This window comes from Brucella sp. NBRC 12953 (assembly GCF_040369775.1).
Taxonomy (GTDB): Bacteria; Pseudomonadota; Alphaproteobacteria; order Rhizobiales; family Rhizobiaceae; genus Brucella; species Brucella pseudogrignonensis.
The window spans coordinates 148,064-163,816 of record NZ_BAABSV010000002.1 but is presented as its reverse complement, the minus strand read 5'-3'; the positions used below and the strand labels follow the sequence as shown (position 1 = coordinate 163,816).

The window sequence follows — 15,753 nt, the reverse complement described above, 5'->3', positions numbered from 1 at the left end:
CTTTTCAGTCTGTTGATTAATAAGCCCGAAATGAAAGAAAAGCCGGAATGCTTTTGGCAATTCCGGCTTTCAGCTCTTCAGAGCGGTTCCAGTTAATATTGAATCGTTGGAACCGCTCAATTTTTTGTTTTTACGCATTATCCTTATGCAAAACCGCTTCGCACTTTTGCTGGAAATGCTTTAACCGCTGATACGCTCAACATTCGCGCCGCAGCGCGAGAGCTTTTCTTCCAGACGCTCAAAGCCACGATCAAGGTGATAGACGCGGTTGACGATGGTTTCGCCTTCTGCAGCAAGGCCCGCGATAACAAGCGAAACAGATGCACGCAGATCGGTAGCCATGACCTGTGCGCCCTTGAGGCGTTCCACGCCTTCAACAGTTGCCGTCTGGCCGGAAAGCGAAATCTTCGCACCAAGACGTGCCAGTTCCTGAACATGCATGAAACGGTTTTCGAAAATCGTTTCAGTAATGCGCGAGGTGCCCTTTGCTTTTGTCATCAGCCCCATGAACTGAGCCTGAAGATCGGTCGGGAAGCCAGGGAATGGATCGGTGGTCACATCAACCGGGTGAATGCCGTGTCCATTACGAACAACACGCAGACCGCTATTGGTTTCGGTGATTTCGGCACCAGCCTGACGCAGCGTGTCGAGTGCTGCGGTCAACTGGCTTGCTTCTGCACCTTCGAGCAGCACATCGCCGCCAGTCATCGCAACAACCATGGCATAGGTGCCGGTTTCGATACGATCAGGAATGACGCGAACGCGTGCGCCAGAAAGGCTGGTCACGCCCTGAACATGGATCGTTTCGGTGCCTGCACCGGTGATTTTTGCACCCATTGCGTTGAGGCAGTCGGCCAGATTGACCACTTCCGGTTCGCGCGCAGGATTTTCAATAATCGTTTCGCCCTTGGCAAGCACGGCTGCCATCAGCATGACGTGGGTTGCGCCGACCGAAACCTTCGGGAAGCGATAGCGTGCGCCGATAAGGCCGCCCTGTGGCGCGCGCGCCTTGGCATAACCATTTTCGATGTCGATCTGAGCACCGAGCGCCTGAAGGCACTCAAGAAGGAGGTCAACCGGACGCGTGCCGATGGCGCAACCGCCTGGCAGAGAAACGGTTGCTTCGCCCATACGCGCCAGAAGTGGCCCGATGACCCAGAAGCTCGCGCGCATCTTGGAAACCAGCTCATAAGGAGCAACGGTATCGACAATATTGCGGGCTGTGAAATGGATGGTCCGCGAGTAGGCGCCGTTCTGATGTTCACGGCGGCCGTTTACCGAATAATCGACACCATGATTGGAAAGAATGCGGATCAGCTGCTCGACATCGGCGAGGTGCGGCACGTTTTCAAGCGTCAGCGTATCGTCGGTGAGGAGGGAGGCGATCATCAGAGGCAGCGCTGCATTTTTCGCGCCAGAGATAGGAATGACGCCATTGAGCTTGTTGCCGCCGACGATTTTGATGCGATCCATGCTGTTTCACCTTTTGGGCCGAAGCTATTGCCCGGCAATCGATATTTGCAAGTGCCGCGACTCTGAGGTCCGCGGTGCTGCTGTATGAAATGACTGTTCTTACGGCGGAATTACGTCGGTCACGAATCATAGTCGTGCGGCAACGCCAGCAAGATTGAATTGCGCTTTTACCGCAGCTGCTCCCTATCTTCAAGGAAGGCTTTGCCGGCTGCGTTTTCGTTCCGCCTGATATGCTAATCCGGAAAATTGAATCGCACGTTAATCGGTGTCGTCTTTGCCAGCGGTAATACCGGTGTTGCGTTCATCGGCATCGCCGGAACGACGCGAACGGGTTTGCGCTTTGCGACGCATCAGATTCGCCCGAAGCTCCTCCGCAAGCCGCTTTTTGCGCCTGTCCGCCTGATTTTTCTTCTCGTCGTGGGTGTTATCTTCGCTCATGAGGGGTGTTTACTACGGCAAAATGCGCGGGAAAAGCGCCTTCTGTGGCGGTTGACAGGGGATTTCCACATTATGTGAAAATAATTGCGATTGGTTGCTTGCGATTTGCGTAATGATGTGTCAGAAGTCCGCCGCGTTCAAGAGAATGCTGCGGTAGCTCAGTGGTAGAGCACTCCATTGGTAATGGAGAGGTCGAGAGTTCAATCCTCTCTCGCAGCACCAGTCTTCTTCCCAAAGTGGGAACAAAAACGCGTCTCCCCACACACAAAAATCGAACTGAAACTTGACGTCTGATGCGTTCATTCGCGCATTGCTGCAAACGCATTCGAGCGCGTTACACACGAACTTTCTCGCGCAAAGAACTGCGGCATCTCAAATGTCGGGATGTTTTGGGATAAGCGGACCAAAGCCGCAAATCATTGAAATTAAACAGAAAGCCTATTAGCTAACTGTTACAATTTCTATCTTATTTTCTTTGAAGAAGAATGGCGCACCCGAAAGGATTCGAACCTCTGACCCCCAGATTCGTAGTCTGGTGCTCTATCCAGCTGAGCTACGGGTGCTTGCCTGTGCCGCGTCTGCTGCGGCGATGGGCGGTTGATAATCGGACAGATTGCTAAATGCAAGCGTCTTCTGAGAAAAAAATGAAGTTCTGTGAAGTTTTCTTGTCAAAGCCCGGATTTCCGGGCTTTTCCTCTGTGTATTAGAGCGTGGAAAACTAACTCATAGCGGGAAAAGCCCGCGCTGCACTCGTATGAAGGCAGTCGCAGGCAGGAATCACATGCTGCAACATTCTGATTTCACGCATATTTTTTTGGCTGCGCTGTAAAAAATCAGGCGACTTCGCTCTCAGATCGGCTGCTTCGTCTGTCATTCCAGTTTGGAAGGTCGGGAAGGCGAATCTCGAAATGTGCACCGATCGGACGATCTTCGCGCAATTCGATCGTGCCACCATGCGCACGAACCAGTTCCTGCGCGATTGCCAGGCCAAGCCCCGTACCGTCGCTGCGTGTTGAGCCCTTGAAGGCGGTAAAGAGATTGTCGCGCGCCTTTTGCGGCAGGCCGGGGCCGGTATCTTCCACGCCGATGATTGTCGTGGTTCCGATTCTGCCTGCAGAAAGGGTGAGGCGCTTTACGGTGGACACATCGCTACGCTGGTCGCGCTCCATTGCCTGCACCGAATTCCGGCACAGATTATGAAGCACACGGAAGAGCTGCTCGGAATCGACATTCAGTTCGAAATCACCCGGAATGAGGTTTTCGAACTCGATGCCGCTCTCCTTGTTGAGATTAAGTGTTTCCTGCACATCGAGAATGACAGTGGCGAGCTGTACGCGGCGCGGCGCGGGCGGTGCTTCCTGCGAGCGGCCATAAGCCATCACGCTCTCTGAATAGTTGATGGCGCGGCTTAGCGTGTGAATGAGCTTCGGCGCAAAGCGCTGCACCATCGGGTCTCTGGTATCAGCAAGACGGTCCGACATGAGCTGTGCGGAGGCCAGAATATTGCGCATGTCATGATTGATCTTGGAAACAGCGAGACCGAGATCGGCCAGATGTTTCTGCTCTTTCAGGGTGCGCTGCAGATCACTTTGAATATGCGCGATCTGCCTTTGTGCAATGCCGAACTCATCCTTGCGGTTTTCGGGCACAAGGATTCGCGTCGGATTGTCAGGCGCGGATGCAAAATCGATCATATTGCGATGCATCAGACGGACGGGACGCAGCAGCATCTCATGGATGATGAGATAGATGAGGCTTGCGGCAATGACCGAGATAAGAAGCGAGATGATTGCAACATTGGTTGCGTAGCTCAGCATGGCATGGCGAAGCGGCGCATCGGAAGTGACGATTTCGATGATACGTCCCGGATTGGCGGATGGCGGGTTTGAGCCATAAATGCGCAAAGTGCGATTACCACCGTTAAAGAGCGTTCCAAACGCGTCCCAGATTGCTGCAGCTTCACTTATATTATTGAGATCGACCACCTGATCGATATTGCCGGGCATTTCACTCATTGCCAGAAGATGCGATGCGCCCGCTTCACGCAAAGCAATTGCCTTGGTGCCGGTCGCAAGCAGCACCTTATCCTGCACTTCGCGCGGAATATTGATGTTGCCGCTGGCAATCAGCACTTCGCTGACAGCATCCACCGTATCAAGGCGCGAACTCATCCAGCGTACGCGCATATTCGCGATGGATGGAACAAAGATCAGCACTTCTGCAATGAGAACGGCGAGTGCGGTGAGAATGAGAAGCTTGCTCGAAAGCCGGTTACGCCAGCGCAGACGCGTAAAATGGATCGGTGAGGTCTTGTCATCCTGTGGTGAAGCCATAGTTGGTGAACGTGTGGCCGCATCCGCGACGACACCAGCCGTATCCATGGTCTTTTCAACAGCCGCCATACGTTAAATCCAAATTGACAGGCTGTCTGGCTGCAATGCGGCCGTGCCCAATCTCAGTAAGCTCACAAAATGCGATACATATAAATGTCGTCTTCTATATATGGAGGCGCAAGTTAATTCCAACGGCCTTTGTCTAAATTGATTGAAAGAAGTTGGCCGCAAGCATTACCGAAATTTAACTCGACGTGCTGAATCGGTCTGTGCAAACTCGCAAATGGGAAAATCCGTGATGCTTCGATTGTTGCAATTCCGATGCAACCTATTGGGGCGATCATTATTTTGATACTGTTTGCTGCATATCCTGCGCCCAACCTGAATATGAATGATTTGAATGAGAGGCGCGTTGCCTAAGCGACAATGCCTTGCCGGAGAGTTGAATGAAGTCTTGGAAGCAGATTGTTCTGTGCCTGCTTATCATTATTGTCGCCGGTGGCGGCTGGTACATATATAAAAACAAAGACTCTTCGACACAGACGGCTTCGGGTGAAGCCTCTGGGCAGCAGAAGCATGGTGCGCAATCGGGTGGATCTTCCGGTCGTGCAGCTCCGCTGGTCGTGGTTGAGCCAGCAGGCGAAGAGACAATCAACAATCGTCTGACGGCCATCGGTTCAGCCCGCGCTCTCAGCACGGTTTCTGTCACACCTTATTCGAGCGGCTATATGAATGAGCTGCTCGTTAAGGCAGGCGATGCCATCAAGGCGGGCGATCCGATTGCGATCCTCGACAATGAGACCGAAACGATTGCAGTCAATAAAGCGCAGATCGCACTGAAAGATGCTGAAACCACCCGTCAGCGTATTGCACGGCTGCGCTCCACAAATACCGCAACCGTCGTGCAGGAAGTTGAAGCCGATCTGGCCCTGTCCAATGCCAAGCTCGCTCTTGATGATGCGCAGCTTGCGTTGAGCCGCCGTACCGTGCGCGCGCCAATTACCGGTATTGTCGGTATTCTCCCGGTAAACGCCGGCAACTATGTCACTGCACAGACATCCATTGCCCGAATTGATGACCGCTCCAAAGTGCTGATCGACATCTGGGTGCCTGAACGTTTTGCTCCGCAAATCAAGGTCGGCCAGCCGCTTACTGCAGAATCTACCGCTTTTCCGGGCGTAACGGATAAGGGCGAAATCAACGCCGTCGACAACATGCTTGATGAGGCAAGCCGAACGCTGCATGTGCGCGCCGAAATCAACAATGAGCAGGACCGCTTGCGTGCGGGCATGTCATTCTCGGTCACAGTTCTTTTCCCGGGCAACAGTTATCCTTCTGTTGATCCGCTGGCCATTCAGTGGGGAGCAGATGGCTCTTATGTCTGGCGCGTTGAAGAAGGTGTTGCAAAGAAAGTATCCGCGCGCATCGTGCAGCGTAACTCGACCAATATCCTGATCGATGGCGCCGTTAAGGAGGGCGACATGATCGTTACGCAGGGCGTGCAAACCGTACGCGATGATGCGCCGGTGCGTCTGCAGGACGAGCAGGGGACAGCCCGCATTGATCCCGCCGCCAAAAGCCGCGTTGCAGGGTGAGGATAAAGCGTGAGCAATCCTAATTCGAAATCCGGAAACAATGGCGGATCGACGGCGCTTTTCATCCGCCGTCCGGTCTTTGCCTTCGTCATCAACGTTCTGATCATTGTCGCGGGTATGGCGGCCTTCACTGGCGTCGATATTCGTGAATTGCCCGATGTGGATCGTCCTGTAGTTACCATCAGCACCGATTTTAGTGGTGCTTCGGCGGAAACGATCGACCGACAGCTCACGCAGGTTCTCGAAAACGCGGTCGCCCGCGTATCGGGCGTTAAAACGATTTCTTCTTCTTCGTCTTTCGAGCGCAGCCGTGTCACAGTCGAGTTCAACGACGGTGTTGATCTCAATGTCGCTGCCGCCGACATGCGCGACGCGATTTCGCGTGTTGCCAACGACGTGCCGGAAGAAGCCGACCCGTCGCGCATCATCAAAGCCGACTCCAATGCCGATCCGGTAATGCGCCTCGCTGTCACCTCCGACACGATGGCCGTCGACGATATGACGGTGCTGGTGGAAGACCAGATCCAGGATGTCCTTTCAGCTGTTCCTGGCGTGGCCGATGTGCAGATCAATGGTGATCGCGACAAGATTTTCCGCATTGATATCAATCAGGCGCGCCTTGCAAGCTACGGCCTGACCATTGCGGATCTATCCAGCGCACTGTCTTCCATGGGGCTTGATGCCCCTGCAGGCTCGCTGCGCAGTTCCGATCAGTCGATTGTGGTTCGTGCGACGGCCAATCTTGAACGGCCTGAGGATTTTGAAAACGTCTATATCAAAGGCCGCACGCAAATCCGCGATGTGGCAACAGTAACGCTTGGTCCGGATGTGGAAAGCTCCGCTGTTCGTTCCAACGGGAAGACAGCAATCGGCCTGGGTATCGTGCGTCAGGCACAGTCGAATACGCTCGATATTTCCGAAGGCGTTCGCGCCGCTGTTGCAAATTTGAAGAACACCTTGCCACCGGGTGTGGACGTGACCGTCACCAGTGACGATGCCAGCTTCATCAATGGCGCTATCCATGAGGTCGAAATCGCGCTGATTGCTTCGGTCATTATCGTGGTCGTGATTATTTTCATGTTTCTGTGGGATATCCGCGCAACGCTTATCCCCGCTCTGGCCATGCCGGTCGCCCTTATCGGTACGATTGCCGCGATTTATCTGACGGGTTTCTCGGTCAATATTCTCACGCTGCTCGCGCTGGTGCTCGCCACAGGCCTTGTGGTGGATGACGCGATTGTCGTGCTCGAAAATATTGTCCGACGACGCAATCAGGGCATGGGGCCGCGTGCAGCAGCTGTGCTTGGCACACAGGAAGTGTTCTTTGCGGTTATCGCGACGACATTGACGCTGGTTGCCGTTTTCGTGCCGATTTCTTTCCTGCCGGGGCAGGCGGGTGGTCTGTTCCGAGAATTTGGTTTCGTGCTGGCGATTGCAATTCTGTTGTCATCGATTGTGGCACTGACGCTCTGTCCGATGCTTGCATCGCGCTTCCTCAAGGAAGGTGCGGAGACTACTGAAGGCGGCGGTCACGGCCCGAAGTTCCTGCGCCGCATTGGCAGCGGCTTGGCGAATTTTTATCGCCGGAGCCTCCATGCCTGTCTTTCGGCTCCATATATCGTGGTGCTGGTGGCCGTGCTCTTTGCTGGCGCATCCTATGTCGGTTTCGGTATGCTCAGACAGGAACTGACGCCGACCGAAGATCGTGCTGTAGCGCTTCTTCGCATCAACGGCCCGCAAGGCATCAGCGTAGAATATCTTCAGTCGCAGCTCGACAGAATCGAAACCGCTATCCAGCCTTTGCGCGATAGCGGTGAGATCCAGACGACTTACGCAATTGCCGGTTCTGGTGGTTCTTCAAACAACGGCTTTGTCGTGCTGACACTTGCACCTTGGAAAGAACGCAGCCGTACGCAGCAGGAAATCATGGCCGACATCACCGCGCGCGTAAGCGGGATTACAGCGGTCCGCATTTTTACTGCTCAGCCAAATAGCCTTGGCATTCGCGGTGCAGGTAACGGCTTGCAGTTTGCCGTTCTTGGCAGTGATTACGCCAAGCTTCGTCCAGCGACGGATGCGATTGTTGCAGCGCTCGAAAAAGATCCGCGCTTTGTGCAGCCGCGCCTGTCAGTCGAGCCAACGCAACCGCAGCTTTCCGTCGAAATCAATCGCGAACGCGCGTCCGATCTCGGCATCGATATTACCGGTCTTGCCAATGCAGTTCAGTCTGTTCTTGATGGTCGTAAGATCGGCTCGGTTTACGTGGGCGACAGAAGCTTCGACGTGAAGCTTGTTTCGACCACCAACCCGATCAACGATCCGACCGATCTTGAAAACGTCTTCCTCAAGACGACTGACGGTCGCTATGTGCCGATGTCTTCGATTGCAACCGTCGTTGAAAAGGCTGTTCCGCCGCAGTTGAACCGTGAAGAGCGCCTGCGCTCGGTTGCAATCACGACCGACCTTCGCAGCGACTTTGCCTTGGGCGATGCCTATGCTGCAGCGTTGCAAATTGCTGCACCACTTCTGCCGCCCGGCGCGCATATCATTCCATTAGCAGAAGCCTCGACATTGAGCGAAACCTCAACGGGTATTGCACTCGTCTTCGGCTTTGCAATCATCATTATCATGCTGGTGCTTGCAGCTCAGTTTGAAAGCTTCATCAGTGCATTGATCGTTATGGCGACGGTGCCTTTGGGCCTCGGCTGTGCTGTGTTTGCGATGATCCTCACCGGCACAAGCCTTAACGTCTATAGCCAGATCGGGCTTGTGCTACTGGTCGGCATCATGGCCAAGAACGGTATTCTGATCGTCGAATTTGCCGATCAGTTGCGCGATAAGGGCATGAATGTTCGTCAGGCCATCGAGGAAGCAGCCAATATCCGACTGCGCCCGGTCTGTATGACGATGATCTGTTCGGTTCTGGGTGGTGTGCCGCTGGTGCTGGCAAGCGGTGCGGGCGCAGAAGCGCGTGTCGCACTCGGCTGGGTTATCGTTGGCGGTCTTGGCCTTGCAACGATTGCCACGCTTTTCGTGACGCCGGTTGCCTATCTTCTGCTCGGACGCTTCACCAAGCCAAAGGTTGAAGAAGAAGCAAGGCTTGAACGCGAGCTGGTCAGGGCTGTCGCTTTGGAAGAGAAGCTGAAATAAAGCACATCCCGAAAAGTGGGTACCGGTTTTCGGAACGTGATGTGCGGAAAAGGACTAGAGTATTTCTGGACAGAAATACTCGTTAAAAGCCCGGTCGTGAGACCGGGTTTTTCAGAGCATAATTCCTTAAACTTGGATCAGTTTAAGGTAAAATTATGCTCTGGTTTTAAAGAGACAGAGCGACCTTTGGGCGTCCAATAGGACGCCCGGCGCTCTAATTGCCTTGATTACTTTTTCATCGCGTCCGTTACCTTTGCGGACCATGCACCTTCCGGCTTCTTGGTAATGACAGGATCAGAGCCGCCCCCAAGCAAAGTTTCGACGGTGCGGTCGGCAGCAGCTACATCAAGCGTGCCGTCAGAACCGTCAATCAGCTTGGCGATTTCCTTGACCATGCGCTCCTGAACTTCCTGTGTCTGAGCACCGGAAGAGTCGTTTTCGAGAATGATCTCGGCGGCTTCATCAGGATGTTCTGACGCATATTGCCAGCCCTTCATCGAAGCGCGGACAAAGCGGGCAAGCTTGTCGACCATTGCAGGGTCTTCAAGGCTCTTATCGAGCACGTAGAGCCCGTCTTCAAGCGTGGCGACGCCTTGTTCTTCATAGGGGAACACGACGAGCTGATCCGCCGGAATACCGGCATCAATCACCTGCCAATATTCATTATAGGTCATGGTGGAAATGCAATCGGCCTGCTTCTGGATCAGCGGATCCACGTTAAAGCCCTGCTTGAGCACGGTCACGCCGTCCTTGCCGCCTTCGGTCGGGATTTTCAGATGGCTCATCCACGACAAGAAGGGATATTCATTGCCGCCAAACCAAACGCCAAGCGTGCGGCCCTTGAAGTCTTCCGGCTTGGTGATGTTGGTGTCTTTGCGGCAGGTCAGCATCATGCCGGATTTCTTGAATGGCTGCGCGATGTTGACGAGCGGAACGCCCTTTTCGCGGGTGGCGAGCGCAGACGGCATCCAGTCCACCACTACGTCAGCACCACCACCGGCGATCACCTGAGGTGGAGCCACATCCGGGCCACCCGGCTTGATTTCAACGTCGAGATTTTCGGCTTCATAAAAGCCTTTATCCTTGGCAACGTAGTAGCCCGCAAACTGCCCCTGTGTCACCCATTTGAGCTGCAAGGTCAGCTTGTCAGCTGCCATTGCCGAGCTGCTCATGAGCGCCAGTGCCAGTCCGGCTGTTCCAAGGCATAGAGAAATTGCCTTTTTCATCTCAGTTCTCCTCTGGTTAGGGCTCTGCCTTATTTTTGCAGATGCCGAATATTCAAGCTTATCCTCTCCTGTAAGAAGGGTGCCAGAATGTCATTCTGCGCTCGATCAGCGCGATCAGCCCATAAGAGAGCGACCCCGCAAGAGCGGCAACAAAGATTTCGGCCCAGACCATGTCCACATTCATGCGCCCGATTTCTGCTGAAATGCGAAAACCCATGCCGACAATCGGTGTGCCGAAAAACTCGGCCACAATCGCGCCGATCAGCGCCAATGTGGAGTTGATCTTGAGCGCATTGAAGATGAAAGGCATGGCCGCTGGCAGGCGCAGCTTGATGAGCGTCTGCCAGTAGTTAGAACCATAGGTCTGCATCAGATCGCGTTCCATCGAGCCACTTGCGGCAAGCCCTGCAACTGTGTTCACGAGCATTGGGAAGAAGGTCATGATGATGACGACCGCTGCCTTTGACTGCCAGTCGAAGCCAAACCACATCACCATGATGGGAGCCACGCCGACAATCGGAAGGGCAGCAGCAAGATTGCCAAGCGGCAGCAGGCCTTTGCGCAGGAACGGTATGCGATCAGCGATGATCGCCGTAATGAAACCCAGTCCGCAGCCCGCGATATAGCCGATGATGACGGCCTTCATGAAGGTCTGCTGGAAGTCGGCCCACAGGATCGGAACCGAACTCGTAATCCGCGCCCATATGACTGACGGGGCTGGCAAGAGCACCTGCGGCACGGCAAACAATCGAACGGTAACTTCCCAAAGGAGAAGCATCGCTATGCCGAAGAGGGCAGGGACGGCAATGTCCAGCAGCTTTTGGGCGTGTGGGTTGCGCGCCTTAAGGCTTGCCACCCAGCCCACAATTGCCCAGGAAACGGCAATCAGCGCGATAATGATTATGACGTTCATCATCATGCAGCTGCCCTTTCTGGTCGCGCACCCATACGTCGGTTGACGATACGTGCGATCAACCCGACAAGTGCCACAAGCAGCCCCGCCATGATGGCTGCTGCGATGAGGGCGGCCCATATCTGAACCGTCTGCCCGTAATAAGAACCCGCCAGCAAACGCGCGCCAAGACCTGCGACCGCTCCGGTTGGCAACTCGCCGACGATAGCCCCCACCAGACTGATAGCGACTGCAATCTGCATCGATGTGAACAGGAACGGCATAGCCGCAGGCCAGCGTAGTTTCCAGAACAACTGATTGCGCGATGCATTGTAAGTCCGCATCAGATCAAGATGCATCACATCTGGTGAACGCAGGCCTTTGACCATGCCCACCGCAACGGGGAAGAAGGAGAGATAGGTCGATATGATGGCCTTTGGCAGAAGGCCCGAAATACCAATCGCATTCAGCACCACGATAATCATCGGTGCGATAGCGAGGATGGGGATTGTCTGCGAGGTGATGATCCACGGCATCAGGCTTTTGTCGAGGGTGCGCGAATGCACAATACCGACCGCGAGCAACACACCAAGCGCCGATCCCAGCACAAAACCGAGCAATGTCGATGAGAGCGTCACCCAGCCATGATAGACAAGGCTGCGCTTGGAGCTTGGTTTCACGTCAAAGACGGTTTTCCAGATTTCTTCCGCGACTTGATGCGGCGCAGGCAGGACAGGGCGATCCTGATGCATCGTATTGGCCGCAATTGTCGAGAAAGAAATCTCGGTTCCGGCCCGCTCTGCCTGATCGCGCTCAAACGGTGCGTTGAGAAAAACTGCAAGCAGATACCAAAGCCCGATGATCGCCAGCAGAACCGTCGTCACCGGAATAAATTTGTCGCGAAAAAAGGCTGTCATTGCGGCCCCCCTTCACCCGATTGTTGCCCGCGCTGTTTAGTCGTGCCCCATGATTTAATCATGCCCCCCGATTTAATCATGGATATGCCCCAGCCGCAGGCCTTCGCGCACACGATGGGCGATTTTGAGAAACGCTTCCGATTCACGAATATCCAGTGTTCGATCCGGCCCCAGATCGCAGTCGATGATTTCATGAATGCGGCCCGGGCGTGGGCTCATGACGACAATTTTGGTCGAAAGAAAAACGGCTTCCGGGATCGAGTGGGTTACAAAGATGACAGTCTTCTGCGTTGCGGCCCAGAGCTTGAGAAGCTGTTCGTTGAGGTGATCGCGAACGATCTCGTCCAGTGCGCCGAACGGCTCGTCCATCAGCAGCATATCTGGATCGAATGACAGCGCACGGGCAATCGATGCCCGCTGCTGCATTCCACCGGAAAGCTGCCATGGAAACTTCTTGCCGAAGCCCGAAAGGTTCACCAGTGCAAGGTTCTTTTCGATCCGCGCTTTGCGATCGGCCGCGCTATATCCCATCACTTCCAGCGGCAGGCTGATATTGTCTTCAATGGTGCGCCACGGAAACAGTGCCGCCGCCTGAAAGACATAGCCGTAAGAGCGATCAAGCCGCGCCTGTTCAGGCGTCTTGCCGTTAACGGTTACAGAGCCGGATGTGGGCTGTTCAAGATCAGCCACCACACGCATCAAGGTGGTTTTGCCGCAACCAGACGGACCAATGAAAGAAACAAACTCGCCACGTTGAATGGCGAGATTGATGTCGGACAGGGCATGAACCGGACCGTCATTGGTTTCAAACACCAGCGACAGGTCTTTAATGTCGATGACTGTCTCAGCAGTCTTCAGGCCCCTTTCCGGGGCAACGCTGTTTTCTGAATTCATGCGCATTTCCCGAAATTGAGCCAGAGCCATGGTTCAGACCCCTATCGGCATATGTTCGGCGCTGCGTTCCACTTTGCGTGGTGCGACGATTTCTTTCCACTGCGACAGGGCCCGGTTGACCGCACCGTTAGGCTCACGTTCAACAAAACGTCCATCACCCGGCTGCGCCGTCACATGCCCCTTGTCGAAGGCAAGACGACCGCGCGAGAATGTCTTGACCGGCAGGCCTTTCAGCTCAAAACCTTCAAAGACATTGTAATCAATGGAAGAATGCTGCGTCTTGGCGGAAACCTTCTTGGTCGCCTCCGGGTCCCAGATGATGATATCGGCATCAGCACCCGGTAGGATCGCACCCTTTCGCGGATAGATGTTGAGGATCTTCGCAATATTGGTTGAGGTGACAGCCACGAACTCATTGGGCGTGAGACGACCAGTGCGAACGCCACGCGTCCAGAGCACGGGCAACCGTTCTTCAAGCCCGCCCGTACCATTCGGAATCTTGGTGAAGTTGCCGATGCCATGGCGCTTTTGTTCGGACGTGAAGGCGCAATGATCGGTTGCAACACATTGCAGACTGCCTGCAGCTAAACCTGCCCAGAGACTATCCTGATTGACCTTGTCGCGGAATGGCGGCGACATCACGCGGCGCGCAGCATAATCCCAATCGCGATTGTGATATTCACTTTCATCGAGCGTCAAATGCTGGATCAGTGGCTCACCATAAACGCGCATCCCTTTCTGGCGTGCGCGGCGGATTGCTTCATGCGCCTGCTCGCAGGATGTGTGCACCACATAAAGCGGCACACCGGCCTGATCGGCAATCATGATGGCTCGGTTGGTGGCTTCGCCTTCCACTTCCGGCGGGCGTGAATAGGCGTGCGCCTCCGGTCCGTCATTGCCAGCGGCCAGCAGCTTTGCCTGCAATTGCGCAACGATATCACCGTTTTCCGCATGAACGAGCGGCATGGCGCCAAGCTCAGCGCAGCGCTGGAACGATGCGAACATCTCGTCATCATTGACCATCAACGCGCCCTTATAGGCCATGAAGTGCTTGAAGGTGTTGATGCCGCGTTTCACCACTTCCGGCATTTCATTGAAAGCGCGTTCGCTCCAGCCGGTGATTGCCATATGGAAAGAATAGTCGGTGCGGGCCTTACCTGCCTTCTGGAACCATTCCTGCAACGCGTCGAGCAGATTGCCTTCCGGTCCGGGCAGCACGAAATCCACAACCATCGTCGTGCCGCCTGCAAGCGCTGCGGCGGTGCCGGTGTCGAAATCGTCGGATGAATAGGTGCCCATGAAGGGCATCTGCAAATGCGTATGCGGATCGATGCCGCCGGGCATGATGTAACAGCCAGAAGCATCAATGGTTTCATCGCCGGTCAGATTATCGCCCACGGCAACAATCTTCTCGCCTTCGATGAGAACGTCGGCTTTAAAGGTGCGGTCTGCCGTAATGACGGTGCCGCCTTTGATAACCTTACTTGCCCCAGAACTAACCATGTTCGCGTTCCCCTTTTTGGTTTTGTTTCGAACATTAAGCAGTATTGGATGGGCTGAAAACTAACTTACAATTTCAGCAGTCTCCAATACGGCATGAAGAAGCACATCAGCGCCAGCCGATGCCCATTCTTTGGAAATATCTTCGTCTTCGTTGTGGCTGAGACCATCCACGCATGGACACATGACCATGGCGGTAGGCGCTACACGATTGATCCAGCAGGCGTCGTGACCGGCGCCTGAAACGATGTTGCGATGGCTGTAACCAAGCCGTTCGGCTGCATTGCGAATAGCCGTGACGCAGCCCTCGTCGAAAGTGACGGGATCGAAATGTCCGGCCACTTCGATTTCAATCCCGATGCCAAGTTCTTCAGCGATTTTTGGCGCTTCAGTTTCAAATCGCACTTTCATTGCATCGAGGGTTTTTTGATCCGGCGAACGGAAATCGACGGTGAATACGATTTGGCCTGGAAGCACATTGCGTGAGTTTGGCGAGACTTCAATATGGCCCACGCCGCCAACAGCATCAGGCTGATGCGACATGGCGATCTCGTTGACGAGCTGCAGCATCTTGCCCAGCCCTACGCTTGCATTCTTGCGCATCTTCATAGGCGTCGAGCCAGTATGCGCTTCCTTGCCGGTTAATGTTACCTGCAACCACCACAGTCCCTGACCATGGGTGACAACGCCAATGTCCTTGTTCTCAATCTCAAGAATCGGGCCTTGTTCGATGTGGAGTTCGAACATTGAATGGATTTTGCGCTTGCCGACCGGCACGTCGCCTTTCCAGCCAATACGCTCCAGCTCATCGATGAATTTCTTGCCTTTGGCGTCCGTGCGTTCATAGGCCCAATCCTGCTCATGCACACCGGCGAAAACGCCGGAAGCGAGCATTGCAGGCGCAAAACGCGTGCCTTCTTCATTGGTCCAATTGACCACGACGATAGGGCGCTTTGTCTTGATATTGGTGTCGTTCAATGTGCGCATGACTTCAAGTCCGCCAAGCACACCGAGCACGCCGTCATATTTGCCGCCTGTCGGCTGCGTGTCGAGATGGCTGCCCATATAGACCGGATCAGCATCCGCATCTTCGCCGGGGCGAAGGAAGAACATATTGCCCATCGTGTCGACGGTCATCGACAATCCGGCTTTTTCACACCACGACTGGAAAAGCTGGCGGCCTTCGCTGTCTTCATCGGTCAGCGTCTGGCGGTTATTGCCGCCACGAATACCAGGGCCAATTTTGGCCATATCCATCAAGCTGTCCCATAGCCGATCACCATCGACCTTGAGATTGCTGAAACTGGGATTGCTGCTGAGCGCCATATGCTCTGC

General features: G+C 54.6%; 11 protein-coding genes and 2 tRNA genes. 3 read left to right on the top strand and 10 right to left on the bottom strand.

Features of this window, described 5'->3' with window-relative positions:
- Positions 1 to 180 precede the first annotated feature (180 nt).
- Both murA and ABWV94_RS04680 read right to left on the bottom strand, forming a co-directional pair.
- Positions 181 to 1,473 carry a UDP-N-acetylglucosamine 1-carboxyvinyltransferase gene (gene murA / locus ABWV94_RS04685; RefSeq protein ID WP_007873436.1) on the bottom strand — a complete coding sequence of 431 codons (1,293 nt, stop codon included), beginning with the start codon at positions 1,471 to 1,473 and terminating at the stop codon, positions 181 to 183.
- Between the two features lie 258 nt (positions 1,474 to 1,731).
- On the bottom strand, positions 1,732 to 1,911 hold the full coding sequence (locus ABWV94_RS04680; RefSeq protein WP_007873438.1) for a hypothetical protein: 180 nt from the start codon (positions 1,909 to 1,911) through the stop codon (positions 1,732 to 1,734).
- 147 nt (positions 1,912 to 2,058) lie between these two features.
- Here ABWV94_RS04680 and ABWV94_RS04675 point away from each other — a divergent pair.
- Positions 2,059 to 2,133, top strand: a tRNA-Thr gene (locus tag ABWV94_RS04675).
- A gap of 264 nt (positions 2,134 to 2,397) precedes the next feature.
- Here the strand turns inward: ABWV94_RS04675 and ABWV94_RS04670 are convergent.
- Together ABWV94_RS04670 and ABWV94_RS04665 are read right to left on the bottom strand one after the other, a co-directional pair.
- Positions 2,398 to 2,474 (bottom strand) — tRNA-Arg (locus tag ABWV94_RS04670).
- Positions 2,475 to 2,744: 270 nt separating this feature from the next.
- Positions 2,745 to 4,313: a sensor histidine kinase gene (locus ABWV94_RS04665; protein ID WP_113487457.1), complete on the bottom strand. Its 1,569-nt coding sequence runs from the start codon at positions 4,311 to 4,313 to the stop codon at positions 2,745 to 2,747.
- Positions 4,314 to 4,690: 377 nt separating this feature from the next.
- Here ABWV94_RS04665 and ABWV94_RS04660 point away from each other — a divergent pair, with 377 nt between their 5' ends.
- Both ABWV94_RS04660 and ABWV94_RS04655 read left to right on the top strand, forming a co-directional pair.
- Positions 4,691 to 5,839, top strand: a complete 1,149-nt coding sequence (locus tag ABWV94_RS04660) for an efflux RND transporter periplasmic adaptor subunit (RefSeq protein ID WP_007873443.1) — start codon at positions 4,691 to 4,693, stop codon at positions 5,837 to 5,839.
- 9 nt (positions 5,840 to 5,848) lie between these two features.
- Positions 5,849 to 8,989, top strand: coding sequence for an efflux RND transporter permease subunit (locus tag ABWV94_RS04655; protein WP_007873444.1), 3,141 nt, complete (start codon positions 5,849 to 5,851; stop codon positions 8,987 to 8,989).
- Between the two features lie 227 nt (positions 8,990 to 9,216).
- Here ABWV94_RS04655 and ABWV94_RS04650 read toward each other — a convergent pair whose 3' ends face one another.
- The 6 genes from ABWV94_RS04650 to ABWV94_RS04625 all read right to left on the bottom strand — a co-directional run bounded on the left by ABWV94_RS04650 (position 9,217) and on the right by ABWV94_RS04625 (position 15,744).
- Positions 9,217 to 10,215, bottom strand: coding sequence for an ABC transporter substrate-binding protein (locus ABWV94_RS04650; RefSeq protein ID WP_007873445.1), 999 nt, complete (start codon positions 10,213 to 10,215; stop codon positions 9,217 to 9,219).
- Between the two features lie 58 nt (positions 10,216 to 10,273).
- Positions 10,274 to 11,134 carry an ABC transporter permease gene (locus ABWV94_RS04645; RefSeq protein ID WP_113487461.1) on the bottom strand — a complete coding sequence of 287 codons (861 nt, stop codon included), beginning with the start codon at positions 11,132 to 11,134 and terminating at the stop codon, positions 10,274 to 10,276.
- Positions 11,131 to 12,024 (bottom strand): ABC transporter permease, encoded by an 894-nt coding sequence (locus ABWV94_RS04640; protein WP_113487462.1) that lies wholly within the window; start codon positions 12,022 to 12,024, stop codon positions 11,131 to 11,133. Before ABWV94_RS04640 ends, ABWV94_RS04645 begins: the two co-directional genes overlap by 4 nt.
- A 72-nt stretch (positions 12,025 to 12,096) precedes the next feature.
- Positions 12,097 to 12,918, bottom strand: coding sequence for an ABC transporter ATP-binding protein (locus ABWV94_RS04635; RefSeq protein WP_079211466.1), 822 nt, complete (start codon positions 12,916 to 12,918; stop codon positions 12,097 to 12,099).
- 33 nt (positions 12,919 to 12,951) lie between these two features.
- Positions 12,952 to 14,421, bottom strand: coding sequence for a dihydropyrimidinase (hydA, locus tag ABWV94_RS04630; protein ID WP_064320131.1), 1,470 nt, complete (start codon positions 14,419 to 14,421; stop codon positions 12,952 to 12,954).
- A 60-nt stretch (positions 14,422 to 14,481) separates the two neighbouring features.
- Positions 14,482 to 15,744 (bottom strand): Zn-dependent hydrolase, encoded by a 1,263-nt coding sequence (locus ABWV94_RS04625; protein ID WP_113496013.1) that lies wholly within the window; start codon positions 15,742 to 15,744, stop codon positions 14,482 to 14,484.
- Between the last annotated feature and the right edge of the window lie 9 nt (positions 15,745 to 15,753).

Coding starts and splice junctions, on each gene's coding strand:
- murA (WP_007873436.1), bottom strand. CDS start 1,473: ATGGATCGCATCAAAATCGTCGGCGGCAACAAGCTCAATGGCGTCATT.
- ABWV94_RS04680 (WP_007873438.1), bottom strand. CDS start 1,911: ATGAGCGAAGATAACACCCACGACGAGAAGAAAAATCAGGCGGACAGG.
- ABWV94_RS04665 (WP_113487457.1), bottom strand. CDS start 4,313: ATGGCGGCTGTTGAAAAGACCATGGATACGGCTGGTGTCGTCGCGGAT.
- ABWV94_RS04660 (WP_007873443.1), top strand. CDS start 4,691: ATGAAGTCTTGGAAGCAGATTGTTCTGTGCCTGCTTATCATTATTGTC.
- ABWV94_RS04650 (WP_007873445.1), bottom strand. CDS start 10,215: ATGAAAAAGGCAATTTCTCTATGCCTTGGAACAGCCGGACTGGCACTG.
- ABWV94_RS04645 (WP_113487461.1), bottom strand. CDS start 11,134: ATGATGATGAACGTCATAATCATTATCGCGCTGATTGCCGTTTCCTGG.
- ABWV94_RS04640 (WP_113487462.1), bottom strand. CDS start 12,024: ATGACAGCCTTTTTTCGCGACAAATTTATTCCGGTGACGACGGTTCTG.
- ABWV94_RS04635 (WP_079211466.1), bottom strand. CDS start 12,918: ATGAATTCAGAAAACAGCGTTGCCCCGGAAAGGGGCCTGAAGACTGCT.
- hydA (WP_064320131.1), bottom strand. CDS start 14,421: ATGGTTAGTTCTGGGGCAAGTAAGGTTATCAAAGGCGGCACCGTCATT.
- ABWV94_RS04625 (WP_113496013.1), bottom strand. CDS start 15,744: ATGGCGCTCAGCAGCAATCCCAGTTTCAGCAATCTCAAGGTCGATGGT.